The organism is Ensifer adhaerens (assembly GCF_013283195.1).
GTDB classification, from domain to species: Bacteria; Pseudomonadota; Alphaproteobacteria; order Rhizobiales; family Rhizobiaceae; genus Ensifer; species Ensifer adhaerens_G.
The window spans coordinates 17776-29395 of the sequence record NZ_JABEKT010000008.1; the positions used below are offsets into that span (position 1 = coordinate 17776).

The window sequence follows — 11620 nt, forward strand, 5'->3', positions numbered from 1 at the left end:
GCCACGCCAAGGACACCGAAATGCCGCTTCGCAACAAACTTCTGCTGATCATCCTTGACGGCCAGCCTTGGCGCAACGCGCGCCGGCTGATGGGCAATCTGGAAGGCTGGGTAGAGGCCGGCGAGGCCCGCGTGTGGAAGATGCGCTCGGTTCTGCCCTCCACGTCCGCCTCCTGCTACGCTTCGATCCATACTGGTGTGCCACCGCAGGTCCATGGCGTTCTTTCGAATGAAACGCTGTTTCGCGTCGAGCAGCCCGACATTTTCTCCGAGGTGGCCAAGGCCGGTGGCAAGACGGGCGCCGTAACCCATTCCTTCTGGTCGACCTTCTTTCAGCGCGCGCCCTTCGACATGGTGCGCGACATCGAATATGACGATGCGGAAGGCCCCATTCATCATGGCCGCTTCCACACCATGGCGGGGTACAATCGTCAGAACCAGATGACGCCCAGCGATCTCGACCTCTTCGCGACGCTAACCATGCTGACCGAGCGCCATGCGATAGACTACGGTATTCTGCACACCTGCACGCTCGACAGCATGGGGCATCGCTTCGGCCACGATTGTTCGCAGATGGACCATGCTTGCTTCACCATTGACGCACAGCTCGCGGCATTCCTGCCCCGCTGGCGTGGGAAAGGCTACGAGGTCATCGTAACGGCCGATCACGGCCAGACCAACCGGGGACATCATGGCGGCGCCGATGAAGAAATGCAGGACTTCGCATTCTATTGGTTTGGTGGCGGCGAAGGTCCGCCGGCCGGCACGCTCCTGCACCAATTGCAACTCGCTCCGACAGTGCTGTCGCGCCTGGGGGTGGACCTCCCCGAGAGCATGAAGTCGAAGCCGTTTTTAGTATAGGCAGATCACTGTCTACCGAGTTTGGGCCTACGGAGTGAACGAGCCTGTGTCGCCGTGACGGTATCGTCGTTGCCGCGCGTCTGCTCGAAATGCCAGGACGGATTGTCCGTGCCAGTGCCGCGTTAATAACTGGCTGACAGCGTCGCGCATCTAGCCAGCTTTGACATTTGGCGCCAAAAGAGTGCATCCGCGTAGGCTGTCGCGTCGGGCGCAACCACGGTCAGGATAGCGTGACGAGACCACCACGCCGGAATTTCAAGCGAACGTGGCGCAAGCAAGGGCGAACGAATCGTTGAACCGATTGCGGCCGACAGCCGCCAAACGTTGCCTTTTCGGCAACGTCTGTTGCGAATATCTATGCTTCTTCGCCCGGAGAAACTCTGAAACATTGCGCTTGCAAGCAACTCATCAGAGGCAAGCAAGATGGCCTATGTCATTACGGAGCCCTGCATCGACGTGAAAGACGGCGACTGCACCGCGGCCTGTCCTGTCGACTGCATCTACGAGGGTGGACGCACCTACTACATCCATCCAGACGAATGCATAAACTGCGGGCTCTGCCTGTCGATCTGTCCCGTTGATGCCATTGTCTGGGACCAGGAAATCTCCGAGACACAGCGCCATTTCATCACCGTCAACAAGGAGTTTTTCGGCCCCGACGTTACCGGAATGGGGTCGCCTGGCGGATGGAGCAAGGAGTGCTCGACAGTGCTGGACCACCCCTTCGTGGCCGGCTTCGAGAAAGCCGCAACAGCAGCATAACAACACCTCAACGACAGGAACGAGACATGTCTGTGACCGAATTCGGTGGCGTCGTTGCCGCCGTGCCGACGCCGTTTGACGATCTGGGCCGGATCGATACCGCAGCCTTTGTCGAACATGCCAGCTGGTGCCTGAACAATGGCTGTGATGGCCTGAATGTGCTGGGGACGACTGGCGAAGCCAACTCGCTGTCTTTCGAGCAGCGCAGGGCCGTGATGGTGGCCGCTGCCGAGGCGCTCGATACGAAACGGCTGATGGTTGGCACCGGTACGCCAGACATCGAGACGACCGTCGCGCTCACAGCGCTTGCCCATCGCCTGGGCTATGCGGCGGCGCTGGTCTTGCCGCCCTATTACTACAAGCCGGCCTCCGACGACGGGCTCTTTTCGTGGTTTGCGCGGCTCGTCCAGGCCACTGCGAAAAATCCGATCCCGATCTATCTTTACAACTTTCCGCAAATGACCGGCATCACGTTTACCCCGGCCTTCGCCGCGAGACTTGCCGAAGCGTTTCCGGACCGCGTCAATGGTGCCAAGGACAGCTCCGGCGATCTCGGTTATGCCCGTCAGCTGGCGGAGATCCCGAACTTCGCCGTTTTCCCGAGCAACGAGGCGACGCTTGCCGATGCCAATGCTGACAACTACGCCGGCACGATTTCCGCGACCGTCAATATCGCCCCGGTCCTATCGGCCAAGCTTTGGAAGAGCCAGGGCAATGCTCCCTTGCAGGATCGCGTGCTCCGGCTGCGCCATGCGATATCCGCCAACCCGCTGATCCCGGCCGTCAAATACCTGGTCGCCAAGCGAACCGGAAATCCGGTCTGGTTGAATGCCGCCCCGCCGCAGCCTTCGCTTGGCGGCGCGCACCAAGAAAAACTCGACCTTCTCGCAACCCAGGTTCACCAGCCGGAGTAATAGGCCCGCGTGGCGGCGGCGAGCTTGGTCACACGTTGACGCTCGCCGGTCAGCCGCGGAAGATCGGCGCGTGCCTGCTGCAGCAGTTCGGCCCGGGCGCCCTCACAGTCGATCCGGGTCAGCTTTCCATCACGCATGACCTCCTGTCCGCCGACGTAGAGACCCTTCGCGTGAGCCGCCGTCATCCGCGCAAGCAGCACCTCCGCCTCGTCCAGATCGTCAGTCAGACTGTCGGCGATCAACGCGCCGTAGTCTACGAGCACCAGGTCTTCGTTCACCGGCGCATTCAGGATCTTGGCGCCGACATGGATCGCTGCGTCGAACACCTGCTTCGCTGTAAACGTCCGCATCAGGTCCTGGCCACCATGCAGCAGATGCGCAAGGCGCAGTTCCCGCCAGAGATCCTGATCATCGTCAAATCCTGTCCCGTCGAGGCCGAAAGCGAAAGCGGGTCCATGCGCGGACATATCGGCAATCGGCGCCACGCCCGAACGCAGGCGCAAGTTTGCCGATGGATTGGAAACGAGTTGCACACCGCGTGCCGCCAGAAGCTCCAGTTCGTCCGTTCGCAACTGAACGCCGTGGGCGACCGCGAGGCGCGGCGAGAGGAAGCCGATATCGTCGAGGTATCGCACGACCCCTTGCGGGAAGCGCCGATCCAGCCATTGCCGCTGCCGCGGGCTTTCAAGCAGATGCATATGAATCCGCCTGCCCGTTGCCGCTGATGCCTCCGCGATGCTTTCGAGCAGGGCGTTGGAACACCATTGCGGCCCGATCGGGCCGTACTGGACATCGATCAGCGGGCTGGTGTTTGCGGCACCCACAGCATCTGCCGCGGCAATCTGGACCGAGGGCGGCGCATATTTCGGGATCGAAGCGCTGAGCTCATCCCAGTCTGCCGGCGCGAGAAACGGCCGCAGCCGCTGCGGCCCGCCATCATAGGCCCAAGGGTCGTGGTCCAGCAGCGGACAGGAGAGCGCAAGTCGTATGCCTACATCGCGCGCGGCGCGCATCACGGCGCCAGCCTCTTCCACCAGCCGGTCGATGTTCAGCGAGTTGTGGCAATGCATGGTCGCACCGACACCCGTCAGCGCCAGCCGTGAAAACGCCACGAGCGCTTCGAGGTAAGGGTCGGTTCGGGGCCGCAGCCGAAGGCCAGGGATCCAGACTTCCAGGGCATCGTCAATGTTGCCGAAATCGAGGGTGCGGATGCCATAGCCGTGGTCATGGGCGTTGACGGGCGGCGGCATGAGGAGAGCATTGGCCGGGATCGCTGGCGGTGAAACGCTCTCCGGCAGATGCCGCAAGAGATCCGTCTCTCGCCGTGCAGGCTCATGACCGGGACGCAAGAGAAGTCGTCCGGGGCTCGCTCCTGCGGTCACGTGCGGATGGCCTCCATGATCTGATCGCTGAACCTCTGCAGTTCCGCGCCGACGAACTCGATGACCGCCTCGGCCGCGTGCGTACGCTGGCGACGCCGCTGCACGAGGATTCCGACGTGCAGGTTTTGAAGACGCGACCCGGAAAGCGGTATGGCCACGAGGTCGCCCGCCTTGATCTCCGCCAGGAAACCGATCGGCGTGAAGAAGGCCACGCCCTTGCCGGAGATCATGAAGGGCTTGAGCATCATCTGGCTGTTCGACGACACAAAAGGTCGCCCTGTCCGCTCGAAGACGGACAGTTCGATTTCGATGAGCGAGCGGATTGGTTGGGTGTCGAGTTGCAGCAGAAGATCGTACTGAGCGCACTCGGCGAGCGAAACCTGCCGCTGCCTGGCTAGTGGATGGCCGCGCCCGACGAACGCCATTAGCGGCATCGGCACGCGAAAAAGCATCTCCGTGTCATCGGGTCTGGCCAGATCGAAGGTCAACCCCATGTCGACGTCGCCTTCCGCGACCAGGCTGCTGATATTGCCGTGGCCGGCGGTGTGGATATGGAAGCTCACTCCGGGATGGATGCTGTGGAAGGCGTTGACCATGTCCGGGAGAAACTGGATCGCCAGGCTGTCGAGGCAGGACATCTGCACGCGGCCGGTCTTCTTCCCCTGCAAGGCGCCGAGGTCACTGCGCAGAAGGTCGAAATTCTCAAGCGTGGCGCGGGCGTGGCGCAGCACGTTTTCGCCGGCAACAGTCAGCTTCAGGCCGTTCGAGAGCCGCTCGAACAGTGCGATGCCCAATTCGTCCTCCAGTTTCTTGATCTGGCGGCTGACCGCCGAGGACGCAACGTGAAGCTCCTCGGAGGCCTTGCGAATGGAGCCGGACCGTGCGACCGCGACAAAGTATTTCAAGATGCTGGCGTGCATTCGATTGGAACCTTCCCTCCCCCTGGGCACCGACCTATAGCACGCTCACCGCCCCCTCCAAACGGGCGCACGCTTCTGCTGGAACGCACTGACACCTTCCAGAGCGTCCTCGCTTTTCAGCGCCCTTAGAAGCGCCGGCGTACGCAGCGCTTGAGCCTCGGCGGGGGAAAGATGCCCGGTGCGATTGACCGTCTGTTTGATCGCCCGGAGCGAAAGGGGCGCACAGGCGACGATTTCATCTGTCCAGCGCGCGACGGCGGCGTCGAGTTCTCCCGGCTCGGCGACCTCGTTGACGATGCCAAAACCTTGCATCTCGGCAGCGGAGAACCGCCGGCCCGTCAGCAGCACGCCCATCGCGAGATTGTGCGGGATCCGCCGTTGCAACAGGACCATGCCCCCGTCGAGCGGCAGGCGCCCGACGCGGGCCTCCGGTAGGCCGAAGGCTGCCGTCGTCGAGGCGACGACGATATCGCAGCCTAGGGCCATCTCGAAGCCGCCACCGAGCGCATAGCCGTTGACCCTGGCGATAACGGGAACATCGAGCGAGCGGCGAAAGGCAAGCCCGCCAAAACCGTTCGGTCGGCTCTCGCTCCAGTAGTCGAGGCCGGTCGTTTCGGCCCCTTTCAGATCTGCCCCGGCGCAGAAGGCCCGCTCGCCGGCACCCGTCAGCACAACGCAACTGATGTCGTCGCGCGCTTCAATCTCCTGCCAGATCGTCTCCAGATCGCGTTCGGTCGCCGCGTCCACCGCATTCATCCGTTCCGGACGGCAGAGCGTGACGCGCGCGACGCGATCCTCCACGACAAACGTGACGCTCATGCCGCATCTCCCTGACGGACGGCAAGCGCCGAGAGGATATCGTCGTTGTGTTCGCCGAGCCTGGGCGGGGCGATGCGCACGGCCACGGTCGCGGCGGACATGGCAATCGGCGAGCCGACTAGGCGCACGGGACCAGCCTTGGTTTCGCCCGCCTCCAGGATCATGCCGTTAATGGCCGTCTGCTCGTCGGCCAGCGCTTCGGGAAGCGAGCGCACCGGCGCGCAGAGAATGTCGACCTCTTCGAGCCGGGCAAGCCAGTGCGCGCTGCTGTTGGTTGCGAAGGTCTCGCGAAAAATCCGCTGCAGCTCAGGGCGGCGCTGCATCTGGGCGTCGAAATCGGCAAACTGCGGCTGCAAGGACAGGTCCTCGATCTCCAGGGCGACGCAGATGTCCCTGAGCGGGTTCGGCTTGAAGGCGCCGACCATGACGATGGCACCGTCCGTGGTTTCGAATACGCCTGTCAGCGGAAAGGCGCCCCAGTTCAGGTCCTTCTCCCGCATCATGTGCGTGGTGCCCTCCTGCATCTGCATGGCTAGCATAGAACTGTAAAGACTGACCGCAACCTGTTGGCCCTGCCCGGTTTTCTCTCGGTGCAGCAACGCTAGCAGGATACCCTGAACCAGATGCATTCCGGCCGAATAGTCGGCAAGCGGCGTCGCATAGATCGACAAGGGATGGCTCGCGTCGGACTTCCGTCGCATGACGCCGGAAAGCGCCTGCGCGAGAATGTCCTGTCCCCCCTTGTGCCGATAGGGACCCTCCAGACCGAATCCAGTGCCGACGGCGTAGATCAGCCGCGGATTGGTTTTCTTCAGCTCTTCGTAGCCGAAGCCCATGCGCTCCATCACATCGGGGCGGAAGTTGTTGACCACCACGTCAGCCGTGTCGATCAGGGCACGCACCGCGGCACGCGCCTCGTCCTGCTTGAGGTCGAGCGCCAGGCTCTTCTTGTTGCGGTTGAGCGACGAGAACACCGGATTGTTGAGGCCATCAGGGTCAGACCCGAGCGACCAGCGCGAAAGATCCCCGATCTTGGCCTTCTCGACCTTGATGACCTCAGCGCCATAATCGGCCAGCATTTGCGTGCAGCAGGGTCCAAGCATGACCTGCGTGAAATCGACGACGCGGATACCGTCGAGGGGAAGAGACGTCATTCTGCGGCCTCCAGATAGGTTGCGTTTTCGGATGGGATGTCCCCGGGGTCGGCACCCTGGGCGCGCAGTTGTTTCTGGATCGCTCTTACGTCGGCGTCCCGCACCTTCACCCCGGCGTTGAGCGCAACGGTGGCCGCGACGCCGGCCGCCTCGCCCATGGCCATGCACGGCGGGATCTCTCGGCTCGACTTCTGCGCCTGGATCGTCGCGGAATAGTGCCTGCCAGCCACGATCAGCTGATCGATCTCCTTCGGCAGCATGGCCCGGTACGGCGTGTAATAGTCCCGGCCACGGCAGACGGTGTCACTGAAGTGACGGCGATTCATCACGTCGTCCTTGGTGACGACATATTCGCCCTGAAGCAGCCGCGACTGGCGCACGCCCGTCTGCGGCGCGAAGTCGATGACATGGGCTTTTTCGAAGCCCGGCAGATTTGCGCGGGCGAAATCGAGCAGGCGGGCGATCCGGCTGCGCCCTTCAAGTTCCGCATAGGTCAGATCTTCGACGCTAAGGCCGGAAAGCTTCGGCATGTGCGGGCAATTCAGCCAGATGACACCGGGCAGCGGCGTCTTCAGCCACCAGAACGACCAGCAACCGCCGATCAGCCGCTTGGCCTCGTGGTCGAGTGCCTTGAACCGTTCCGGCTCCTCGAACTCGAAACGTTCGGCAGCCTCCGTGTCGATGCCGCCCCAACGGGAAACGGTCGTCAGGATGAAGTTGCCATCCGTATGCTGGGCGCCGGCGTCAGCCGCGACGTCGAGATCGCCGGATGCGTCGATCACCACGTCACCCATGATGGCTTCGCGCCCGGCCTTGGTCTGGCAGACCACGCCCTTGATCGTGCCATCCTCGACAATCGCCGACGAAAACCAGCTGTGTGTTCTGAGCTTGACGCCGGATTCGCGCAGGACGTCATAGGAGACGCGCTTGAAGGCGTCCGGATCGAACGCCGCGGCGTAGCAGATCGGATGCGGCGCCGACGGTGTGTGGAAGTCGAACAATCCCCAGCGTGCCCAGCGGCGCCATGCTTCCGGCGTGTCGCGAAGATCGAGTTGACGGTCGCCGTCCGTCGGGGTGACGCAGAGACCGAGCGTCTTCATCCGCTCGATCATCTCCATGCAGATGCCGCGAACGGTGATTTCAACGCTGTTGACCATGTCGTCGAGCACCAGAACCATGCCGCCTGCGGCAAGGCCACCTACATAGGGATAGCGCTCTATGAGGGTGACGCTGGCGCCGGTGCGCGCCGCCGAGACGGCGGCGGAAATGCCGGCCGGGCCACCGCCGACCACGACCACATCCGAGCGGTCGACGATCCTGGCGTTGCGCAAGGGTTCCCTGATTGTTTCCATTGTCTTTCCTCCATAGGGGGCGTGTCCGGCGAAATGTGAGAAGGCTCACAGCCAGCGGCGTCATCGGTTGGCCAGACCGGGTAAGCGGTCCGGCAAGGAAGGGGTTTGGGGGTCAGTGGTCCGTCGTCGGCTTCCAGCGGACGATCTTCGATTCCGCGAATGAGACCGCGAAGAAGAGAACCACGGCAAGCGAGGCGGCGATCACGACGGTCGCATAGAGCAGCGGAGAGCGGAAATTATAGGTCGCCTCGATGATCAGGGCGCCAAGGCCGTAGCTGGATCCGATCCACTCCGCGACGATCGCGCCCATCACGCTGCTCGTCGCCGCAATCTTCAAGGCGGCGAAAAGGAAGGGGAGCGAACTTGGAAGCCGAACCTTCCAGAAGATCTCGGCGTTGCTGGCTGACAGGATGCGCATGAGATCGAGCATCGCAGGGCTCGCCGACTTCAGCCCCTGTACCATGTTGACGAGCGTCGGGAAAAAGCAGATCAGGCCGGCGATGATGATCTTGGGCGCAATGCCATTGCCGACGAGCAGCACCAGGATCGGTGCCAGCGCGATGATCGGGATCGACTTGATGATAACAGCGATCGGATAGAACGCGCGCTCTGCGAGCGGGCTGTAGACAAACCAGACGGCCAGCAGGACGGCAACGACGTTGCCGAACACGAAACCGAGAACCGCCTCCAACAGCGTCGGCAGGAAATTCGACCACAGCACACCGGCGTTTTCGCCGAAGGCCTGGATCACGTCGATGGGACCGGGCGCCATGAACGTTGGCACCGAAAAACCCCAGACGACGAGCTGCCACAACAGGATGCAGCCGAGGATCGCGAGCGTTGCCGGCAGGTGACGCAGGGCACTAGCCGCGACAGCGTCGAGCATCTTGAACCTGTTGCCGTCGACCAAGGCGCGGCCTTCCGCTTGCGTAGGAAGGGCATTAGCCATCAACATTCTCCCAAAAGTGTGCGCAGGTGGGCGGTCACGCGAATGAATTCGAGCGTGTCACGCATCTTAAGCGTTCGCGGATAGGGCAGATCGACCTTCATGAACTCCTTGACGCGACCGGGATGGGCTGCAAGCATCAGGACGTGCTGACCGAGAAACACCGCCTCCGGGATCGAGTGGGTGACGAACAGGATCGTGGTGCCTGTTTCCTGCCAGAGGCGCAGCAGTTCCTCGTTCAGTTTGTCGCGCGTGATCTCGTCGAGTGCACCGAACGGTTCATCCATCAACAGGATGCGCGGACGGGTAACCAGCGCGCGGGCGATTGCCACGCGCTGGCGCTGGCCGCCCGAAAGTTCGTGCGGCATCGCCTTCTCGCGCCCCTTCAGTCCGACGAGCGCGATCAATTCCTCCGGATCAGCATAGGTCGCGCCCGCCTCGCGTTTTCCGACCAGCAGCGGCAGGCGCACGTTGTCGATCACGTTGCGCCAGGGCAACAAGGTTGCTTCCTGGAAGACGAAGGCAAAATCGCGCCCTTCGCGTGCCTTGCGCGGCGTCTGGCCGTGCACGGACACCGAACCGTCGCTGATGTGCACGAGGTCTGCGACCGTGCGCAACAACGTCGACTTGCCGCAGCCGGACGGACCGAGCATGGTCACCAGAGAACCGGCCGGTATTTCGACCGAAACATCCGACAGCGCGGTGAAGCTGGAATCATCCGCGCCGAAGCGGATATGCAGGTTCTGCACCGATACCGCCGAGCCGCCGACTGCCCCGGCCGACACCTGCTTGGGTCTGTTAAGCGTTTCCAACATCGCCTTATCCTACGCTCTTGCGGACGTCGGCAGTGGCATCGAGGATGGCCATCGTATAGACGTCGTCCGCATTGGGAACTGGCCCCTTGAACTGGCCGAGGTCCGCATAGGTCTTGATCTGCTCCTCCCAGTTTGCCCGCTCCATGCCACCCCAGCCGACTTTGGCAGTGGTTTCGTTGAAGACGAATTTCATCAGCGGCCCTATGGCCTCGAGCTCACTTGCCTTGTCCAGGTTCGGATAGGACTCGAGCAGGATGTCGACCGCCTCCTCCTGGTGTTCGCGCGCATAGTTCCATCCGCGTGCCGCACCCGATACGAATGCCGCGAGATGGTCGGCGTGATTTTCCAGCTGGTCGTCGGTCGTGTAGTAGACGTTGGCGTAAAGACGGATGCCACCGTCCCAGAGTGTCAGGTCGACGCGGTCGTCGCCCAGGACCTTCAGCGCATTGACGTTGGTCAGCCACCCACAGACGGCATCGGCCTGGCCGGTCACCAACTGGTTCATGTCGGAGCCCATGTTGACGATCTTGACCTGGTCCTCCGATATCCCGTTCTTGGCGAGAAGTGCGCGCAGCAGGATGACCGAGGTCGGGATCGCGGCAATCGTCTTGCCGATCATATCCTGCGGCTTGGCGATCGGGTTGGCCTTGCGGGAGAAATAGGCAAAAGGATGCTTCTGATAACCGGCCGCGAATGCCTTGATCGGCGCACCGGCCGAACGGGCGAGCATGACAGACGGGCTGGAGGAAATCTGCCCGATCGTCGACTGACCGACGGCAACGCCGGCGACACCGTCGACATTCGGTCCGCCGGGTACGATTTCCAGCTCCACGCCGCTCTCGGCGTAATAACCCTTCTTGCGTGCGACCAGCTCTCCGAGAAGCCCGTTGGAGGGCAGCCAGCCGAGCTGCATCCGGATCGTGGCCGGATCGGCAGCCTTGCCTGGCGAGACGTTGATCAGGCTGTGGGTCGCGGCGATCGCGCCGACTGCGGCGGTTTTGGAAAGGAAACCCCGGCGGTTCATCATGAAATGAGACATATCGTTCCCCTGGCTTGTTATGGGAGCGATGATGATGAAATTCGGCATCTCATAAAGCACAATTTTTCGCGGTAAGCGTTGCCGATACGGCAACACACAGACTTCTCGCGCCTTTGCCTTTTCGGCAACGGCAGGCTCGAAAGATTGTGCTTTGTTTGGGGCCCGTGCCCGTCGGATAAGCGGACGGACATTTCAAGCGCTCACCGTCGTGGAGGACAGATATGATGCACAGCAACCTGATTGATGGGGAATGGATCGACGGTAACGACATGGTTCGTAACATCAATCCGTCCGACACCAACGACGTGATCGGGGAGTACGCCCGCGCTTCGGGCCTTCAGGTTATGAGCCTGACGAGCTACCGGGCTGCTCCACCCCGCGCCAAGCGTAAATCCCTTTGGGATTTATCGCGGTAACGTAAATCCCGAAGGGATTTATGGTCTCTGCCGAGCAAATTGCGAAGCGATTTGTCTCGTGTAAGGGACGCACTTCTTGTTTTCAGCCTAACAAAACAAAAGGGCCGCTTGTGGGCGGCCCGTGTTCGGCTGGGCCGAGGCAGAAGAGAAGATGATCGTTTTGATTTCGGTTGTTTTATCTTGCGCTTTGCAGACCTGGCAGCGACCTACTCTCCCGCGTCTTAAGACGAAGTACCATCGG

General features: G+C 62.1%; 12 protein-coding genes. 4 read left to right on the forward strand and 8 right to left on the reverse strand.

Going from position 1 to position 11620, the window contains the following annotated elements; translation table 11 throughout:
• Positions 1-20 precede the first annotated feature (20 nt).
• The 3 genes from LPJGGPFB_RS32580 to LPJGGPFB_RS32590 all read left to right on the forward strand — a co-directional run bounded on the left by LPJGGPFB_RS32580 (position 21) and on the right by LPJGGPFB_RS32590 (position 2536).
• Positions 21-860: an alkaline phosphatase family protein gene (locus LPJGGPFB_RS32580; RefSeq protein ID WP_173424056.1), complete on the forward strand. Its 840-nt coding sequence runs from the start codon at positions 21-23 to the stop codon at positions 858-860.
• 423 nt (positions 861-1283) lie between these two features.
• Positions 1284-1622 (forward strand): ferredoxin, encoded by a 339-nt coding sequence (gene fdxA / locus LPJGGPFB_RS32585; protein WP_173424057.1) that lies wholly within the window; start codon positions 1284-1286, stop codon positions 1620-1622.
• Positions 1623-1648: 26 nt separating this feature from the next.
• Positions 1649-2536 carry a dihydrodipicolinate synthase family protein gene (locus LPJGGPFB_RS32590; RefSeq protein WP_173424058.1) on the forward strand — a complete coding sequence of 296 codons (888 nt, stop codon included), beginning with the start codon at positions 1649-1651 and terminating at the stop codon, positions 2534-2536.
• Here the strand turns inward: LPJGGPFB_RS32590 and LPJGGPFB_RS32595 are convergent.
• The 8 genes from LPJGGPFB_RS32595 to LPJGGPFB_RS32630 all read right to left on the reverse strand — a co-directional run bounded on the left by LPJGGPFB_RS32595 (position 2521) and on the right by LPJGGPFB_RS32630 (position 10963).
• Entirely contained in the window at positions 2521-3918 is a 1398-nt protein-coding gene (locus LPJGGPFB_RS32595; protein WP_173424059.1) for an amidohydrolase family protein, read from the reverse strand. The genes LPJGGPFB_RS32590 and LPJGGPFB_RS32595 overlap by 16 nt on opposite strands.
• A complete protein-coding gene (locus tag LPJGGPFB_RS32600) occupies positions 3915-4838 on the reverse strand; it encodes a LysR family transcriptional regulator (protein WP_173424060.1) in 924 nt (307 codons plus the stop codon). The genes LPJGGPFB_RS32595 and LPJGGPFB_RS32600 overlap by 4 nt, the downstream gene beginning before the upstream one ends.
• Positions 4839-4883: 45 nt before the next feature.
• Positions 4884-5657: an enoyl-CoA hydratase-related protein gene (locus LPJGGPFB_RS32605; RefSeq protein ID WP_173424061.1), complete on the reverse strand. Its 774-nt coding sequence runs from the start codon at positions 5655-5657 to the stop codon at positions 4884-4886.
• Positions 5654-6811, reverse strand: a complete 1158-nt coding sequence (locus LPJGGPFB_RS32610) for a CaiB/BaiF CoA transferase family protein (protein WP_173424062.1) — start codon at positions 6809-6811, stop codon at positions 5654-5656. Before LPJGGPFB_RS32610 ends, LPJGGPFB_RS32605 begins: the two co-directional genes overlap by 4 nt.
• Positions 6808-8163 (reverse strand): FAD-dependent oxidoreductase, encoded by a 1356-nt coding sequence (locus LPJGGPFB_RS32615; protein WP_173424063.1) that lies wholly within the window; start codon positions 8161-8163, stop codon positions 6808-6810. The genes LPJGGPFB_RS32610 and LPJGGPFB_RS32615 overlap by 4 nt, the downstream gene beginning before the upstream one ends.
• A gap of 112 nt (positions 8164-8275) precedes the next feature.
• The gene (locus tag LPJGGPFB_RS32620; protein ID WP_234903184.1) at positions 8276-9049 is read right to left on the reverse strand and encodes an ABC transporter permease; all 774 of its coding nucleotides are present in this window, start codon (positions 9047-9049) and stop codon (positions 8276-8278) included.
• 62 nt (positions 9050-9111) lie between these two features.
• Positions 9112-9924: an ABC transporter ATP-binding protein gene (locus LPJGGPFB_RS32625; RefSeq protein ID WP_173424065.1), complete on the reverse strand. Its 813-nt coding sequence runs from the start codon at positions 9922-9924 to the stop codon at positions 9112-9114.
• A gap of 4 nt (positions 9925-9928) precedes the next feature.
• On the reverse strand, positions 9929-10963 hold the full coding sequence (locus tag LPJGGPFB_RS32630) for an ABC transporter substrate-binding protein (RefSeq protein ID WP_173424066.1): 1035 nt from the start codon (positions 10961-10963) through the stop codon (positions 9929-9931).
• Positions 10964-11184: 221 nt separating this feature from the next.
• Between LPJGGPFB_RS32630 and LPJGGPFB_RS32635 the strand changes: the two genes are divergently transcribed.
• The gene (locus LPJGGPFB_RS32635; RefSeq protein ID WP_173424067.1) at positions 11185-11379 is read left to right on the forward strand and encodes a hypothetical protein; all 195 of its coding nucleotides are present in this window, start codon (positions 11185-11187) and stop codon (positions 11377-11379) included.
• Positions 11380-11620 lie beyond the last annotated feature (241 nt).

Bases quoted from the DNA above. Each gene is read 5' to 3' on its own strand.
- LPJGGPFB_RS32600 (WP_173424060.1), bottom strand. From the start codon at position 4,838: ATGCACGCCAGCATCTTGAAATACTTTGTCGCGGTCGCACGGTCCGGC.
- LPJGGPFB_RS32605 (WP_173424061.1), bottom strand. From the start codon at position 5,657: ATGAGCGTCACGTTTGTCGTGGAGGATCGCGTCGCGCGCGTCACGCTC.
- LPJGGPFB_RS32635 (WP_173424067.1), top strand. From the start codon at position 11,185: ATGATGCACAGCAACCTGATTGATGGGGAATGGATCGACGGTAACGAC.
- LPJGGPFB_RS32615 (WP_173424063.1), bottom strand. From the start codon at position 8,163: ATGGAAACAATCAGGGAACCCTTGCGCAACGCCAGGATCGTCGACCGC.
- LPJGGPFB_RS32580 (WP_173424056.1), top strand. From the start codon at position 21: ATGCCGCTTCGCAACAAACTTCTGCTGATCATCCTTGACGGCCAGCCT.
- LPJGGPFB_RS32620 (WP_234903184.1), bottom strand. From the start codon at position 9,049: ATGCTCGACGCTGTCGCGGCTAGTGCCCTGCGTCACCTGCCGGCAACG.
- fdxA (WP_173424057.1), top strand. From the start codon at position 1,284: ATGGCCTATGTCATTACGGAGCCCTGCATCGACGTGAAAGACGGCGAC.
- LPJGGPFB_RS32625 (WP_173424065.1), bottom strand. From the start codon at position 9,924: ATGTTGGAAACGCTTAACAGACCCAAGCAGGTGTCGGCCGGGGCAGTC.
- LPJGGPFB_RS32610 (WP_173424062.1), bottom strand. From the start codon at position 6,811: ATGACGTCTCTTCCCCTCGACGGTATCCGCGTCGTCGATTTCACGCAG.
- LPJGGPFB_RS32630 (WP_173424066.1), bottom strand. From the start codon at position 10,963: ATGTCTCATTTCATGATGAACCGCCGGGGTTTCCTTTCCAAAACCGCC.
- LPJGGPFB_RS32590 (WP_173424058.1), top strand. From the start codon at position 1,649: ATGTCTGTGACCGAATTCGGTGGCGTCGTTGCCGCCGTGCCGACGCCG.